The 14,906-nt window shown below is 48.4% G+C and carries 13 protein-coding genes; 5 read left to right on the forward strand and 8 right to left on the reverse strand.

Translation table 11 applies throughout. The features are described 5' to 3' along the window. Positions 1–25 precede the first annotated feature (25 nt). The gene (locus ACKFKH_RS10535; protein ID WP_446858238.1) at positions 26–601 is read left to right on the forward strand and encodes a Uma2 family endonuclease; all 576 of its coding nucleotides are present in this window, start codon (positions 26–28) and stop codon (positions 599–601) included. 42 nt (positions 602–643) lie between these two features. Further along, positions 644–2,140, forward strand: a complete 1,497-nt coding sequence (locus ACKFKH_RS10540; RefSeq protein WP_446858239.1) for a M16 family metallopeptidase — start codon at positions 644–646, stop codon at positions 2,138–2,140. Position 2,141: 1 nt separating this feature from the next. On the opposite strand, the gene ACKFKH_RS10545 is transcribed toward ACKFKH_RS10540, so the two are convergent. Beyond that, positions 2,142–2,894 (reverse strand): DUF6544 family protein, encoded by a 753-nt coding sequence (locus ACKFKH_RS10545; protein WP_446858240.1) that lies wholly within the window; start codon positions 2,892–2,894, stop codon positions 2,142–2,144. Positions 2,895–3,173: 279 nt separating this feature from the next. Between ACKFKH_RS10545 and hemB the strand changes: the two genes are divergently transcribed. Further along, positions 3,174–4,157, forward strand: coding sequence for a porphobilinogen synthase (hemB, locus tag ACKFKH_RS10550; RefSeq protein WP_446858241.1), 984 nt, complete (start codon positions 3,174–3,176; stop codon positions 4,155–4,157). Positions 4,158–4,419: 262 nt separating this feature from the next. Here hemB and ACKFKH_RS10555 read toward each other — a convergent pair whose 3' ends face one another. The 5 genes from ACKFKH_RS10555 to ACKFKH_RS10575 all read right to left on the reverse strand — a co-directional run bounded on the left by ACKFKH_RS10555 (position 4,420) and on the right by ACKFKH_RS10575 (position 9,777). Further along, positions 4,420–5,238 (reverse strand): DUF4114 domain-containing protein, encoded by an 819-nt coding sequence (locus ACKFKH_RS10555; RefSeq protein ID WP_446858242.1) that lies wholly within the window; start codon positions 5,236–5,238, stop codon positions 4,420–4,422. Between the two features lie 415 nt (positions 5,239–5,653). Further along, on the reverse strand, positions 5,654–6,448 hold the full coding sequence (locus tag ACKFKH_RS10560) for an NAD-binding protein (protein WP_446858243.1): 795 nt from the start codon (positions 6,446–6,448) through the stop codon (positions 5,654–5,656). A gap of 462 nt (positions 6,449–6,910) precedes the next feature. Continuing rightward, the gene (locus ACKFKH_RS10565; protein ID WP_446858244.1) at positions 6,911–7,486 is read right to left on the reverse strand and encodes a cupin domain-containing protein; all 576 of its coding nucleotides are present in this window, start codon (positions 7,484–7,486) and stop codon (positions 6,911–6,913) included. Positions 7,487–7,733: 247 nt separating this feature from the next. Beyond that, on the reverse strand, positions 7,734–8,321 hold the full coding sequence (locus tag ACKFKH_RS10570) for a sigma-70 family RNA polymerase sigma factor (RefSeq protein ID WP_446858245.1): 588 nt from the start codon (positions 8,319–8,321) through the stop codon (positions 7,734–7,736). A 229-nt stretch (positions 8,322–8,550) separates the two neighbouring features. Beyond that, positions 8,551–9,777, reverse strand: a complete 1,227-nt coding sequence (locus tag ACKFKH_RS10575) for a TetR family transcriptional regulator (RefSeq protein WP_446858246.1) — start codon at positions 9,775–9,777, stop codon at positions 8,551–8,553. Positions 9,778–10,045: 268 nt separating this feature from the next. Between ACKFKH_RS10575 and ACKFKH_RS10580 the strand changes: the two genes are divergently transcribed. Beyond that, positions 10,046–10,912, forward strand: a complete 867-nt coding sequence (locus ACKFKH_RS10580) for an acyl-CoA desaturase (RefSeq protein WP_446858247.1) — start codon at positions 10,046–10,048, stop codon at positions 10,910–10,912. 277 nt (positions 10,913–11,189) lie between these two features. Here the strand turns inward: ACKFKH_RS10580 and ACKFKH_RS10585 are convergent, their stop codons facing one another. Both ACKFKH_RS10585 and patD read right to left on the reverse strand, forming a co-directional pair. Further along, complete coding sequence (locus ACKFKH_RS10585; RefSeq protein ID WP_446858248.1) at positions 11,190–11,723, reverse strand: GNAT family N-acetyltransferase; 534 nt, start codon at positions 11,721–11,723, stop codon at positions 11,190–11,192. Positions 11,724–11,776: 53 nt separating this feature from the next. Beyond that, complete coding sequence (gene patD / locus ACKFKH_RS10590; RefSeq protein ID WP_446858249.1) at positions 11,777–12,250, reverse strand: heterocyst frequency control protein PatD; 474 nt, start codon at positions 12,248–12,250, stop codon at positions 11,777–11,779. A 341-nt stretch (positions 12,251–12,591) separates the two neighbouring features. Here patD and ACKFKH_RS10595 point away from each other — a divergent pair, with 341 nt between their 5' ends. Further along, positions 12,592–14,850 carry a RelA/SpoT family protein gene (locus ACKFKH_RS10595; RefSeq protein WP_446858250.1) on the forward strand — a complete coding sequence of 753 codons (2,259 nt, stop codon included), beginning with the start codon at positions 12,592–12,594 and terminating at the stop codon, positions 14,848–14,850. The last annotated feature ends 56 nt before the right edge of the window (positions 14,851–14,906 follow it).

The following is a 14,906-nucleotide window of genomic DNA, read 5'->3' on the forward strand; positions in this document are numbered from 1 at the left end:
ATCAAGACGTAACAGGAGTAACAAAATGACTTCTACCAGTTTGCGAGAAATCTGCTCTCTAGAAGATTGGATGCAAAACCCTGTGAAAGGGACAGAATGGGTCAATGGAGCGCTAATCCATAAGAATCCGGAGGTTTGGGTTGATGGACATCTCATTGCAAATAATGGAATGACGCTGAAGCATGGTCGAGTCCAGGCAAAACTGGCAACTCACTGGGAGAATTACAAAGAGCAAAGTAAGCTGGGTGGAGAAGTTTATACAGAAGCGCCGTGTCGCACAAACAAACAAGGACGCAAGCCAGATGTTGCCTACTTGAATCCATCTCTAGCGGCTCAGTTTGGCAATGCTGAAACGCTGCCCCAAAGTTTTCCGTTGAGTGCTGAAGTGGTCTCACCGACTGACTTTGCAGAAGCTGTGATTGCAAAAGCCTATGAGTATTTGCAGTCTGGTGGTGAAGAAGTTTGGCTAATTTTCCCAAACAATTTTTGGGTCATCGTCCTGACTCAGGAGACGAGAAAAATCTTTGTTTCTGGTGAAGTGGTTTGTACTCAAATCGTGTTACCAGGTTTTAGAATGGGCGTTGACGAACTGTTGGCTTGAGTGTTGAAAGTTTTGTTAGGGATTGTGTGTTGAATGAAAGCAATGAATCGTAAAAATCGGATTGCAAAAACTGTTACACTTGTATTTTCGTTCATTGTCTTGCCTGCGTTGCTGTTATCGTTGGCGCTGATTCTCCCAGCTTCTGCTGACGTACCCAAGCATTACACCGATCTCAAATTTTCATCCCCTCCCGAAATTAAGCTGCCTGACTACACTCGCTTTCAGCTTCAAAACGGCATGATCGTCTACTTGATGGAGGATCACGAATTGCCTTTGGTCAGCGGTACAGCACTGGTACGTACAGGCGATCGCTTTGAACCCCTCGATAAAACAGGTTTAGCGGGATTGACTGGAGCCGTGATGCGATCGGGCGGCACTCAAAAAAACTCCCCTGACCAACTCAATCAACGCCTAGAACAACGGGCGGCCTCCGTCGAAACGAGCATTGGCTCTACGTCAGGAAGTGCCAGTTTTAGCGCTCTCAGCGAAGACTTAACGGAAGTCTTTGACTTGTTTGCAGAAGTGATTCAGCAGCCAGCCTTCGCGCCTGAAAAATTTAATTTAGCAAAACTGCAAACGCAAGGAGGAATCGCTCGACGCAACGATGACCCCAACGAAATTGCAGGTCGAGAATTTGAAAAACTTATTTATGGCAACACTAGTCCCTACGCGAGAACCGTTGAATATGCAACACTAGAAAACGTCACCCGTGAAGACTTAATCAGTTTTTACCAACGCTATTTTTATCCCAAAAATATGCTTTTGGGAATTGTAGGTGATTTTGATAGTCAAAAAATGCGATCGCTCATCGAGTCAAAATTCAACACCTGGAATTCCGCAAAAGCTCGATCCACTCCTTCACTACCAGACGTTTCTCAAGCCAAACAGGGCGGTATCTTCTTTGTCAGTCAGCCACAGCTAACGCAAAGCTATATTCAAATGGGGCATCTGGGCGATACGCTAAAAAATCCCGATTACCCAGCGCTGTCTGTTATGGACAATGTGTTAAGTGGATTTGGAGGGCGACTATTTAACGAAGTGCGATCGCGCCAGGGTCTTGCGTATTCAGTTTACGCCAGTTGGAGTCCGCAGTTCGATTACCCAGGCGTATTTATAGCAGGAGGACAGACGCGATCGGACGCGACAGTTCCCTTTATTCGATCAGTGTTGGGCGAGTTAGAAAAGATTCGCACTCAGCCTGTTTCTGAAAGTGAATTAGCGTTCGCTAAAGATTCTGTATTGAATTCGTTTATCTTTAACTTTCAAGATCCCAGTCAGACGCTTTCGCGATTGCTGAGATATGAGTACTTTGAGTATCCGATGGATTTCATTTTTCGGTATCGCCAGCAAGTTGAGAAAACCTCGATCGCTGATGTTCAAAGTGTTGCAAAAAAATATCTTCAGCCTGAAAAAATTGTGACTTTAGTCGTGGGCAATCAGAAAGATATTCAACCCTCACTCGCCAGTCTGGGGCAACCCGTAACGGCGATCGACATTACCATTCCCCCACCCAAATTGGCTTCTCGTCCTACGCCCTGATTTATCGATAGATCGCATCTTCGATCGTCACTCTAAAAAACTCGCCCTCTGACTCAAAGCGATTGCTGCCAAAATACCAGCCCACTCGCAGTCGAGTCGGAATCGTGTAGCCGCCAAACGTTCGTTCTTCTTCTGCGATCGCTCCAAAGTCCACATCATGAAACTCAGCCCCTTCTGGATTGCCCCAGCGCGACAACATTACGGTTAGAAGTCGCCCCTGGTCAACTGTCAGCGAGAGCTTTGCTAAATTGCCATAGGCGAAAAATTGAGCGTGAAGACGTGAACCATCAGCCGTCCAATCAGCGCGATCGTCACAAAAGATAGACGGCAACCAGACCGATTCTGCCTGAACTCGACCCATCGCCGATCGCGTCACATCACCCCCCGCAGCCATCATCACTGGAATCACGCCCAACAGCTTCCATTGCATTGAGCCTGCTCCATCAACCAGGCGATCGAATCCCTTGATCGGAATGCCATTCATTCGCACTGTAGCCTGCCAGATCATTCCTCGACTTCGACAAATCACTTGCTCCGCTCTAAAGGGAAGCCAACGCTGCAACTTAATTTCGCCATGCATCCGTAAGCGAACCGCCGACGCAAGCACTGTTTTGTAAGCAATGGCGTGGTTGAGATACTGCTGCACCGACTCAGGAAGATGGGTAATTTGCTCAGGTCGAAAAGTCTGCTCACCCAACGGTACCGTCTCCCACAGTTCATCAAGCGATAAGTCTGAAGTCGTCGTTTTGATCATGATTGCCCTTTCACCTCTAGCCTACGAGACAAAAACAGCACCTCTCACTCAAAGAATAAAACAATCATCTGAGGAACTCGTGAGGCGACTCCATGCATTAGCTTTCGATCAACTCACGAACTCTGTTAAGCAAAGAACCCCAAAGCCAGTTCTCCCTCCTCCCTCCTCCCCCCTCTCTCACTTTTACACTTTGTAATCTTCCATATAAGTACTTCCTCCCTCCGAAGGCCTTAGACTCTTAAAATACTGCAAACATTCAGCCAACTTCCTTCAGTTCCTATGTTTCCAACTCATCGTCCCCGTCGTCTCCGCAATCATCCTCAACTGCGTCGGATGGTTCGTGAGCATGTGTTGACTACCAGTGATTTGATTTACCCGTTGTTTGCCGTACCTGGTGACGCGATCGCCAAAGAAGTGCGCTCCATGCCGGGGGTGTTTCAGTTGTCGATCGACAAAATCGTCGAAGAAGCCAAAGAAGTCTACGACCTGGGTATTCCTGCAATCATTTTGTTTGGCATCCCCGCTGACAAAGATGTGGATGCGACGGACGCTTGGCACGAGTGCGGAATTGTCCAGAAAGCAACAACTGCCGTCAAACAAGCAGTGCCCGATCTGATCGTGATCAACGACACTTGTCTTTGTGAATATACGCCGCATGGTCACTGTGGCTATCTCCAAGTTGGCGACCTGACGGGACGAGTTCTCAACGATCCAACGCTGGAATTATTGAAAAAAACCGCCGTCGCTCAGGCAAAGGCAGGAGCCGATATCATTGCGCCCTCTGGCATGATGGATGGCTTTGTTTCAGCGATTCGAGAAGGACTGGATGCCGCAGGCTTTGAAGACATCCCAATTCTCTCTTACGCTGCTAAATATGCCTCTGCCTACTATGGTCCGTTCCGAGACGCAGCAGAATCAGCCCCCCAATTTGGCGATCGTCGTACCTACCAAATGGACCCTGGCAATGTGCGTGAAGCGATCAAAGAAATCGAACTCGACATCGCAGAAGGAGCCGATATGCTCATGGTTAAGCCTGCCTTGTCTTACATGGATATCATTCATCAAGTCAAAGCAGCGACCAATCTTCCGGTAGCCGCCTACAACGTATCGGGTGAGTATTCGATGATCAAAGCGGCAGCGCTCAACGGCTGGGTCGATGAAGAGAAGATTGTTCTAGAAACGCTGACTAGTTTCAAACGGGCCGGGGCGGATTTGATTCTCACTTACCATGCCAAAGATGCAGCCCGCTGGCTAGGAGCCTAATGTTTGGCGCGATCGCTCTTTCTATGCAATGTCTGAATCCAATGTCTGAGGAATCTGCGATCGTGCCTTGCAAAAATTCTGATGCGCCGCTTTTCTCAAACTTTCGAGTTCCACAAAAATTGGCTTAAAGTTTCTTAGACTGGGGAGTCAGGGGTAGAAGCGTTAAATAACGACGTGAAAGAACTCAATTGAACTAACACAAAAAAAGTAGTCCGCAGCACAGACTACGAACTACTCACATGGATTAGGAACAGCAGAAACTTTATTTGACGGTGCTGTTTTGACGGCGACGCAGCATCAGACCCGCAGCCCCCAGACCCAGCAAGGACAGCGCGACAGAAGGCTCAGGCACAGGCTTCATCAGTGCTCTAACATTCTTTTCACCGATGTCTACGATGAAGACTGTATCGTTGAAGTCACGATCGGAGTTTTCGTTTCTGCCGCCCGTCGCATTCTTGTCACCGTACAGATCTTCAAAGCCCAGCAGCAAGTAGCGATTGTTGACCGCATAAGCCACGACGTGTTGAAGACCATCTGCATTCATAGCCGTCTGGGTGCCAAAGACGTTTGCGCCTGTGCCCCGATTTAGACCATCTGCGCGTAGAGAAAAGTCGAGTTGAGAACCGCCCAAAATCTGACCCAATCTAACGCCATCTCCCAGCTTCAGTGCGTTTCCGCCCCAACCGCCGACGCAACCGCTTCCTTCACAAGAGATGTCTCCAAAGAGCAGCCCTTTGGTGTTGGTTGCACCCTCTGACGTAAAGGCGAGTTGGTTGCGGTAGCCTGCCCCTTCGTTGATGAAGAATGCAGAAACGTTGTAGTCGTACTTGAGCTTGAGCTTGGCGGCATCAAGTTTGAACTGTCCGCTATTGGGAAGCTCAACACTTTCTGCTTGGACGTACTGCTGATAGGGTGCGTCGTCAAAGCCTGTTTGAGACTTGTCCAGAATGGTGGGTTGAGCGCTATTCCAAACGGTGTCGCTGGGAGAAAGAGCGGCGGCTGATGCGGCTGAAGACTGAGCAACCACTCCGGTGACAACAGCGGTCGCAGCGAGGAAACCTGAGAAGAATTTGGTGTTCATGGATGTGTAAATGAAGTGCAGCTAAGGTCTTGAAATCAGTCCGTTGGGGTGACAGTTCTCCAACCGTACTGTGTATCTTCTAATACTTCTAACAGTTCTTTTGGGCTGCGTCACTACTTTCGATTGTTCTTGGTTAATTCTTTATTGGAAGCCTCTCTGGACGATAGTTTCACGGATCTATGAGAGTCTGTAAAAAGTTGATCTTCTACTACCTAACGAATAAATTAAGTGTTATTACTGGGATAGAGCCTGAATTGTTTCTCATTAACTACCAATTCAACAAATTTCCAAAAAAGTGACTCCGCATACCTAGCGAAGCCCAGGAAAAGCCATCAGTAGCGCTACGGGCAAAAGGACTGTTTATAGAAAAAGGGACGATCGTACGTGCTCCGATCGCACTCTACTGGTTGGCTAATCAAAACGTAGCGCCTCTATATCGACCAGGACGCTTAACCACATGCCTACGAACAAATTTTGGGATGTCGCCTCGGTGCCCCATGACAATGACCGCATCTCCTTCGGCTAAGGTTAGCGACTGGTTGGGATGATTGATGGTCGTTCCGTCGGCTTGGCGCAGTGCAACGATGATAAACGTGCCTTTGCCGCGAAATTCAATATCGCCGATCGTTGCTCCTATCAGAGTGATGAACACGTTAACGGCATCATCGGGCAAAACCGTCGCGAGAACCTTGGCTCGATCAATTCCTGCGGCGTACAAAATTGCTTCGTCGGTAGCGCTGCCGAGTCGCACCAGGTAGTTGAGGGTTTCGGCTTTGGCAATGCGTTCGGGGTTGTTGTCGATGACGACGAAGGGCAGATTGGCATCGGCTATTTTTCGCGCTAGGATTTGCCCCATGCGCCCAAAGCCACAGATGATGACGTGCTGTTCTAGGGTTTCGATCGCGCGGGTCATTTTTCTGGCTCCCAATGCTTTGTTGATTTCACCTTCGGTAATCATTTGGACAAAACCGCCGACCATGTAGACGGCTGATGATGTTCCGGCGACGATGACCAGGATAGTCAAGATTTTTTTGTCGGGGGTGTCGATCGGGCGCACTTCGCCATAGCCCACTCCAAATGTGGTAATCACCACCATGTAAACGGAGTCCAAAACTGACCAGCCTGCCATGACATAGCCTATTACGGCGAGGGCAAACGTGATTGCAAAAAAGAGTGCCCCAGTGAAAATGCGTCTAAGTGAGCCTTGCATGAGTAACGGTCATCATAATAGAGAAAAGAACTTGCAAATCAGTTGGGTTAAACAAGATTGTTTTCATACTACTGATCTGCTTATCTTGTTCATAAACTTTTCTCTAAAGTCTGTCTGTTCTCTGGATGTCTCTTAGCGTGTGATGGCGATCGCCGAGTTGAATCGTTACAAATTAACTTCTGTGCTTCGGATGGTTTTGTGGAGGGTGTAAAAGGTTTTATAGCTTAAGTCAATTCGACAAATCTTTTTGCTTCGTTGCTTGGCACTTCTGCCCCCCAACCCCCAATTCTGGGGGACTTTTAGACAAGATTCTGGTTTACAAGTCTTCTAGTAGGAGACTAAAGACTGCACTAACGAGAAAGGGTTGCAAGACGATCGGCAATCCAGATTTTGATAATCGCTAAATCCCCGAATTCTGGGGGACTTTTAGATCAGGTTTCTAGTTCAAAGTCCAAATTTAAGTTAATTGAAGTATTCATCATCCAGCGATGTCTTGATCAGAAACATACAGCCACCCTGGGTATGAGGCGCATGACTAGAGCCTTGACTTGAGCGAATGTAATCGCCCCCATAATAGACCTGCCCCGCCACCTCCAAATCGCCCTCCAGCATGTAGATTTCTTCAACCGATGCGTGACGATGAGTGGGATAAGTCACCCCGGCTTCAGCCCGTAAAAGACAAGTCAACTTACGGTCAGTTCGATCGCGATGTAGAATAGCGATCGTCACTCTAGGGACAAAAGGATGGGGTTGCCACACTTGATCCTCAGCGCGAACAAATCGATCACCGGGTAGCGGCCGCGCGGAATCTGCAACTCTAATCTTGTCAAACAACCGTTCTTTGAGATTGGGCGCGATCGCCGGACTGGGAGCGCTATAAGCTAGGGCCGCCACCACCGCCTGAAAATCTGCCAATTCTGCTGCCAATTCTGGAGACTGCGTGATCGCCTGATCTACCAACCGTCGATCGTCCTCGTCCAAACTATCTAACGAGCGCGCTGCGATCATCTCATCAATACAAGGATTTTCAGGTTCCATCACATCTCTGCTTCATCGTAAGTGTATGAACTTGGATCAAAAATAATACGCATTCTAATTTTAGGGGTTGAATTCAAGGTCTCCTGGCAATTATCTAGATTAACGCGGCAGAAGAGGCAGCGACATTAGACCAGAGAAATGGAACTAGAGACACGGGAATCGTTACATCAGACCGGAGACATTCGACTAGAGACTTTAGTAGCAGTCCAGAGTCCGAAGTTCAGAGTCCAGAGTTCCCACCCACTTCTCATTCTTGCCAATTTCCTAAAGCCGTGCGGAGCTTACTCAGCCCCAGACGAACTCGCGTTTTGACCGTGCCCAAAGAAGCCCCCACCTCAGCCGCAATCTCGCTCTGAGACAACCCTTTGTAGTAGGCCAACTCGATGACTTGCCGCTGCTCATCCGGAAGTTTGCTGAGGGCAGTAGACACAATATCCCGACGTTCTAAAATTAGGGCATCTTCGATCGGATCTACGCTAGATTTACCCGATTGGATCTGAGCCGCCTCGATCGAAGCCATTTCGGTCTTGGTGGCCCGCTGCAAACTGCGTAATCGGTCTAAAATTCGACTGCGAGCCAGCATAAAAATCCATGTGTCCACCCTGGCGCGAGTGGGGTCGTAGCGATCGGCCGTGCGCCAGACTTGTGAAAACACATCCAACACAACCTCTTCGCTTTCCTCGGTCGATCTCAGACTTTTGTGAGCGATGGCGTGAATGATTCGAGCGTAGCGATCATAGAGTTGGGACAGTGCAGCCTGATCTTTTTGGGCAACCTTTGCCAGCAACATAGCCTCTTCTGACTTCGCTGGATCATCATTTAAAATGAATGACATTCTATGCCTGTCTTAAACGTTTTCTGAAGGGGTCGCAATGGACTTCAACGACTGAACTATTTTCTACGGAGCTAAAATTTTAGAAATTGGTTTTATTAGCTGATTGTAAGGTACGACATACTTGTTACAGATTAACACTTCACCCAGCTAAAAAGATGAGAATTGCCTGAGAGAAAAGTCTTACACAAGCTGGGAATATTGTCTTTGCAGTCTCTTTGACATCCCCACGTCATCCTCTCTGGTCAAGCCGAATCGCCTGCTCTAACGCAGACTTTTCTCTAGCGCGATATACATAAGGCTGCAATCTCGCCCCATCCAATCCCGTTAGAATGCACAGATCTTCTAGTTTGATGCCGCGCATTAACATCTCAACTCGCCAGGTTTGCTGGGTTTGCTCCAGGGTAGGAGGGTGTCCTTCGGGCGTGACCAGACCATGAGTTAATTGTTGCCAACGCTGTTGAGCTTCGTCTTCTAGCAGCGATCGACCATTCTCCACAAAGATTTCTGGATAAGTATCTTTACGACTTCTCAGCCATTGAGTTAAGGGATTTTTGGCATACGAGCCGTAGCGTTTGCCCATGATCCACTGATTGATCGGGACTTGTCTAATCAACCCTTGACTAACTTGCAAAAGCTGATGGGTGGCATCGTGAACATGGTGCAATCGCTCCAGACTCAACGCCTCATCTAGACTCAATCCTGCTCCAAACAAAACATACACCAGCGCATAATCTTGCAGCCCTGCTTTTTTGCCCCGTTGTAGAATTAAATGCACCAAATTCGCAGGTAGGTCTGCAATCTTTGCGATCGAAGTCGCCGCGACGGGTGGCACAACTGGAACGATCGCCCCTGGAGTCTGAGAAACCGCTCCATGCAAAAACAGCGTCACCAAATTTTCTAAAAAGTCATCGCGATCCTGCCACAGATCATGAAACTCGCTGGTAAACTCAATCACCGCATAGCCCAACAGCATATCATTGAGCAAACTAGCCAACTTTTCGGCGGGTAAATGGCTGTGAAGCTGCCCGCGATCGATGACGGTCTGAAAGTAAGCAGCCACATATCGATTGGCTTGAGTAAACCCCTTCCCCAACGCTTCACGGTTTTCAGAAGGATATTGACCTGACTCACCGACGACCGATCGCACCACTTCTGGAATTCGCTCTAATGCTTGCAAACACGCCGTTGCGTAGTCTTTGAGTGCTTGGTAGATACTACTGGTCTGATCGGCTCGCTGGATCAAGTCCTGCCCCAGGTTGGTAAACACCGCCGCTTCCTCAATCACCGCCAGCAGCAATCCGTGTTTGTTGCCAAAATGCCGAAACAGCGTCACTTCATTCACATCGGCCAACTCTGCAATCTGTTTGGTCGTCGTTTCGGTGACTCCCTGAGCGGCAAATAGCTCCAGTGCTGCATTAATTAAACGCTGTCGGGTGGGGCTTCTGGGGTTAGACATGCGAGAAATGCAAGCAGCACTTGCACAAATACAAAACTGTTGCTATCGTGATGGAATGTAAGTAACACTTGCATCCTTACTCTTACTGTAACTGGCTTTCTTACTAAACGGGTGAAGCGGTCTTGCCGTTGATCAAGGCGCTCTCTGGGAGCGATTCACCCAGAGTCGCTGCAAATAACGAATCGCATCTAAAATTTTGCGATTTGCACACTCTGTTATTTGGTGAGTTTATTGGGTGAGTTACCGCCATCTTAAATCAAGGATTTTTATGACTTCCAATCCGATGCAATCTGTTGTTTCAAATCGTCGCTCTCCTGGAGCTACTCGCGAGGAGTCGCCTGCTTTTAGCTGGGTCAATCTGGGCTTCTTTGGCACCTTTCATTTGCTGGCGCTGCTGGCTCCGTGGTTTTTTTCCTGGTCGGCGCTGGGCGTGATGCTGGTGCTGCACTGGCTATTTGGCAGCATTGGGATTTGTCTGGGCTATCACCGATTGTTGACGCATCGTAGTCTTCAGGTGCCGAGATGGTTGGAATATACGCTGGCAGTCTTAGGCGCACTCGCATTACAAGGCGGCCCGGTCTTTTGGGTGGGCGGACATCGAATGCACCATCTGCATACCGAAGATTCGATTCAAGATCCCTACTCTGCCGATCGTGGGTTTTGGTGGAGTCATATGATCTGGTTGTTTTATCCACAGAAGCAGTTTTTTGACTACGATTCTTACAAAAAGTTTGCGCCTGATCTAGACAAACATCGGTTTTATCGCTGGCTCGATCGCTCGTTTCTATTACTTCAAATTCCCGTAGCGGTCGGGCTGTATCTGGTGGGCGGATGGTCGTTTGTGATTTATGGGGTGTTTTTGAGAGCCGTTTTGTTGTGGCATAGCACCTGGTTGATCAATTCGGCTTCTCACATGCGAGGGTATCGATCGTTTGACTCTGACGACAATTCTCGTAATCTGTGGTGGGCAGCAATTCTCACCTATGGCGAAGGCTGGCACAACAATCATCATGCTTACCCCAATGTGGCCAAAGCGGGCTGGAAATGGTGGGAAGTGGATGTAACCTGGTGGGCGATTCAAGGCTTGAAAAGTGTCGGGTTAGCTAAACGAGTTGTTTTGCCGCCGCCAAGCTGAGAGGTTGATCTGATGTAAGTTCTGGGGTGTGTTCTACAAATTAGATGCGCCCTATTTTTGTATTAAATCGTTAAATTTCTACGATCGTTCTACAACAACCTTTTGTCTACATTGAGACTGGCAAATAGAATTTGCGCCTAAAAGAACAAAGTATGCCTTTGCAGACTAAACTCATCCAGGGGTTTGTTAATCCGCGCAGGCGGATTTTGTTCTTTTAGCTGCGGTTTGAACCGCCAGGCAAAAAGTCTTGTCAAGCAACCAGCTATAAGGCAGTGCGCTACTCAAGTGCGGCGAACTCCGATCGATATCTCACGGTTCCAACACAGCCCTCTAAGGCACCCGCTTTTAATTCCAATACCATAAATGCCTCATCTGGAACTGCATACTCACACTTCAGTCCCTTCTCGCTGGCTTGTCTAAAGCCAAATCGTGAATAGTATTTTGGAGAACCCAGGACAACAACGGCTTGGCAACCAGATTGACTGCACATTTGTAAACCCTGCCGAATCAGTAATAAGCCAATTCCTTGTCGCTGATAGTTGGGGAGCACTGCGACGGGTGCTAATCCAAGAATGAGTAAACCATTCGTTAAATCATTAGTTGAATCATTGGTATATTCTCCTGCGATCGCAACTGGACTAAAGAATACATGTCCCACAATTTGATCAGCCGCCACCGCAACCAGCGATAACGTAGAAGTAGCGCCTCGCAAGCGATCGACTAAATTTGCCTCACCCTCTCGCCCAAACGCTGCAATATTGACTCTGCGAACCGCTTCTATATCTTCTGGCTTCTCAACTCGAACTTTCATAATTTAGAACTTCTCAATGTAATTTTTTTGAAATTCCAAAACAGACCTCAAAGTTACTCTTCGGCTCGACGCATTGTGAGCAATCCTTGACAATAGCTGATCAATGTTTTGAGTCGTTCTTTGATCTGCTGCACTCGTTGATCCTGAGTGGTCGATCGCCGCGCCGTTTGCAAAAACATCACATCCATATTCAAGAGTCTAAGCTGCTTGTCCATCTCAACCTGAACGGCATACGATCGCTGACTAACGTCTACGTCCAAAGCTTCTAGATCCAAACTGCTGATCTGGGTTTGAAAGAATTTTTGAATGTCTAGAACTTCTGACTTTAAAATCGCACCGTCGCACTCAGGCTGATTGACCAACGCCTCAAGCGCCTGCAAAGCGTGGGAAAATTCTTGGTAGCGATCGCGGTGTGACGCTGGCAACATGCTCTCAAGGTTTGACACTTTGCTCAGTTTAGCGTGGGGTTTGGGTCGCTTTTTAGGGGTTCTGTCTGGATTCATCGATCGTATTTCAGCAGATGACATAATTTATTGCTTGCCAAAAATCCCTTTAAAGCCCAAGATTCCTGTAAGGAAACTTATTCCAATTGATAGAATGAGCATAAAACCAGTCTGACCCTAAGACAGTCAAAAAATTCACCCTTTAATTGATATAACTCGGCAAATCTTCTAGCGTCTGACCAAGAATCGCTGTTTTGCAGTCTCTCATTTGCTCAGTTAGTTTCGTGAATGAACCTGGCACGCTTTTAGCTCTGCTAGAACTCTTCACTTTCAAAGCGACTAAATGTATATTCGTATACATTCTTGCAGTAGAATCATTCGTTATTTAGTTAAGTCTCCGATCCCAACTCTCCGAGCCTGACAGCATGAACGTAGCGGCTTCTATCATTCCTATCACTGACTTCACGCCTCCAGATTGGTTGCGCGAGTGTTTCATTCAGCAACCCCCACTCTCTGCGGGCGAGATTCCTAAAGACAACGATCTGATTTGTCGAGCCTTTGACTTTGCCTATCAGCTTCACGAAGGGCAGTATCGAGCCTCTGGCGAGCCTTACATTGCCCATCCCGTAGCGGTTGCGGGGTTGTTGCGCGATTTGGGCGGCAGTAGCGTCATGATTGCGGCTGGCTTTTTGCATGATGTGGTCGAAGATACGGAGGTCACGCCCGAAGAGATCGAGCAGCGATTTGGGGCAGAGGTGCGGCTGCTAGTGGACGGAGTAACCAAGCTTTCTAAGTTCAATTTCTCCAGCAAAACAGAACGTCAAGCCGAAAACTTTCGCCGCATGTTTCTGGCAATGGCGCAGGATATTCGCGTGATCGTCGTCAAACTAGCCGATCGCCTGCACAATATGCGGACACTCGAACATCTACCCGATGAAAAACGCCGCCGGATTGCTTTGGAAACGCGAGAAATCTTTGCGCCCCTCGCCAATCGTCTAGGCATCGGCAATCTCAAATGGGAACTCGAAGATCTGGCGTTCAAATATCTCGAAAATGACGCTTATCGCGAAGTTCAGCAATTGGTGGCGGAGAAGCGCATCGATCGAGAAACCCGCCTCAGCGATGTGGCCAACAAATTCAAAGAGCGGTTAGATCAACTCGGCGTTCACTGTGTCGAAATTAGCGGTCGTCCCAAGCATCTGTATGGCATTTATCAAAAGATGCAGCGCCAGCAAAAAGGCTATGAAGAAATTTATGACGTGGCGGCAATTCGGGTGATTGTCGAAACCAATGATGAATGCTACCGCGCTCTGGCCGTCGTTCATGACAGCTTTCGTCCCATTCCTGGACGCTTTAAAGACTACATCGGACTGCCCAAACCCAACCGCTATCAATCGCTTCACACTGTTGTCATCGGCGACCAGGGACGACCGCTAGAAATTCAGATTCGTACTCTGGAAATGCACCACGTTGCCGAGTATGGGATTGCCGCCCACTGGAAATACAAGGAAGGCGGATCTAACAGTGCCCTGACCACCACCGACGAAAAATTTACCTGGCTACGACAACTTCTCGACTGGCAAAACGACCTCAAAGACGCGCAAGAATACCTCGAAAGCATTAAAGACAATCTGTTTGATGGTGATGTATTTGTCTTTACGCCACGCGGAGAAGTCGTCTCTCTGAGTCCGCGATCGACCCCCGTAGATTTCGCCTATCGCATTCACACCGAAGTTGGCAACCACTGTGCAGGAGCCAAAGTCAATGGTCGCATGGTGCAGCTAGATACCACGTTGAGAAACGGTGACATCGTAGAAATTATTACCCAAAAGAATTCTCACCCCAGCCTCGATTGGCTCAACTTCACCGTCACCACGGGAGCCAGAAATCGCATTCGTCAATGGTATAAGCGATCGCATCACGACGAAAATGTGGCCCGTGGGCGAGAGTTGTTAGAAAAAGAATTGGGCAAAAATGGCTTTGAAGCGCTGCTCAAGTCTGCCCCGATGCTCACTGCTGCCGAGCGATGTAACTACCACAGCGTCGAAGATTTGTTGGCTGCCGTCGGCTATGGCGAAATCACCGTCAATCTGGTTATCAATCGCATTCGAGAAGCCGTCAAAGCTCAACAGCCTTTAGCCAAACTTTCTGATAGTCTCGATTCTAAGATTTTGCTGCCGCTGCCCTCCACTTTACGATCGCTGCCGCCTGCCCCCTCTAGCAAGTCACCGATCGCAGGTGTGGAGGGTTTGTTGTATCACGTCGCGGGCTGCTGCAATCCGGTGCCGGGAGAAGCGATCATTGGCGCAGTCACTCGCAGTAATCGGGGCATTTCCATTCATCGTCAGGGCTGCCCGAATGTGGATCAGGTCGATGGCGATCGTCTGGTGCCCGTCAGTTGGAATCAGACAACTCACAATGGCGGCCGACCGCAGGTTTATCCCGTTTGCATTCAGATTGAAGTCATCGATCGCGTTGGCGTTCTCAAGGATATTCTCTCGCGTCTAACCGACAACAATATCAACGTTCGCAATGCTCAAGTGAGGACGTTTCCCGATCAGACGGCTGTGATCGACTTGGGAATCGACATCTGTGATCATGCTCAACTCGAACATACCTTTGCTCAGATCAAGAAGATGACCGATGTCTTGAGTCTGCGTCGAGTCAATCAGGTCGAAGATTAAGGGACGATCGGAATCACAATCAGGTCTGGTAAAGTAGCGGAAAACGGATTGCTGAC

Source organism: Phormidesmis sp. 146-20, assembly GCF_052939475.1.

What these genes read in the sequence shown, in the direction of transcription:
- ACKFKH_RS10535 (WP_446858238.1), top strand. Translation starts at nt 26, where the DNA reads ATGACTTCTACCAGTTTGCGAGAAATCTGCTCTCTAGAAGATTGGATG.
- ACKFKH_RS10540 (WP_446858239.1), top strand. Translation starts at nt 644, where the DNA reads ATGAATCGTAAAAATCGGATTGCAAAAACTGTTACACTTGTATTTTCG.
- ACKFKH_RS10545 (WP_446858240.1), bottom strand. Translation starts at nt 2,894, where the DNA reads ATGATCAAAACGACGACTTCAGACTTATCGCTTGATGAACTGTGGGAG.
- hemB (WP_446858241.1), top strand. Translation starts at nt 3,174, where the DNA reads ATGTTTCCAACTCATCGTCCCCGTCGTCTCCGCAATCATCCTCAACTG.
- ACKFKH_RS10555 (WP_446858242.1), bottom strand. Translation starts at nt 5,238, where the DNA reads ATGAACACCAAATTCTTCTCAGGTTTCCTCGCTGCGACCGCTGTTGTC.
- ACKFKH_RS10560 (WP_446858243.1), bottom strand. Translation starts at nt 6,448, where the DNA reads ATGCAAGGCTCACTTAGACGCATTTTCACTGGGGCACTCTTTTTTGCA.
- ACKFKH_RS10565 (WP_446858244.1), bottom strand. Translation starts at nt 7,486, where the DNA reads ATGGAACCTGAAAATCCTTGTATTGATGAGATGATCGCAGCGCGCTCG.
- ACKFKH_RS10570 (WP_446858245.1), bottom strand. Translation starts at nt 8,321, where the DNA reads ATGTCATTCATTTTAAATGATGATCCAGCGAAGTCAGAAGAGGCTATG.
- ACKFKH_RS10575 (WP_446858246.1), bottom strand. Translation starts at nt 9,777, where the DNA reads ATGTCTAACCCCAGAAGCCCCACCCGACAGCGTTTAATTAATGCAGCA.
- ACKFKH_RS10580 (WP_446858247.1), top strand. Translation starts at nt 10,046, where the DNA reads ATGACTTCCAATCCGATGCAATCTGTTGTTTCAAATCGTCGCTCTCCT.
- ACKFKH_RS10585 (WP_446858248.1), bottom strand. Translation starts at nt 11,723, where the DNA reads ATGAAAGTTCGAGTTGAGAAGCCAGAAGATATAGAAGCGGTTCGCAGA.
- patD (WP_446858249.1), bottom strand. Translation starts at nt 12,250, where the DNA reads ATGTCATCTGCTGAAATACGATCGATGAATCCAGACAGAACCCCTAAA.
- ACKFKH_RS10595 (WP_446858250.1), top strand. Translation starts at nt 12,592, where the DNA reads ATGAACGTAGCGGCTTCTATCATTCCTATCACTGACTTCACGCCTCCA.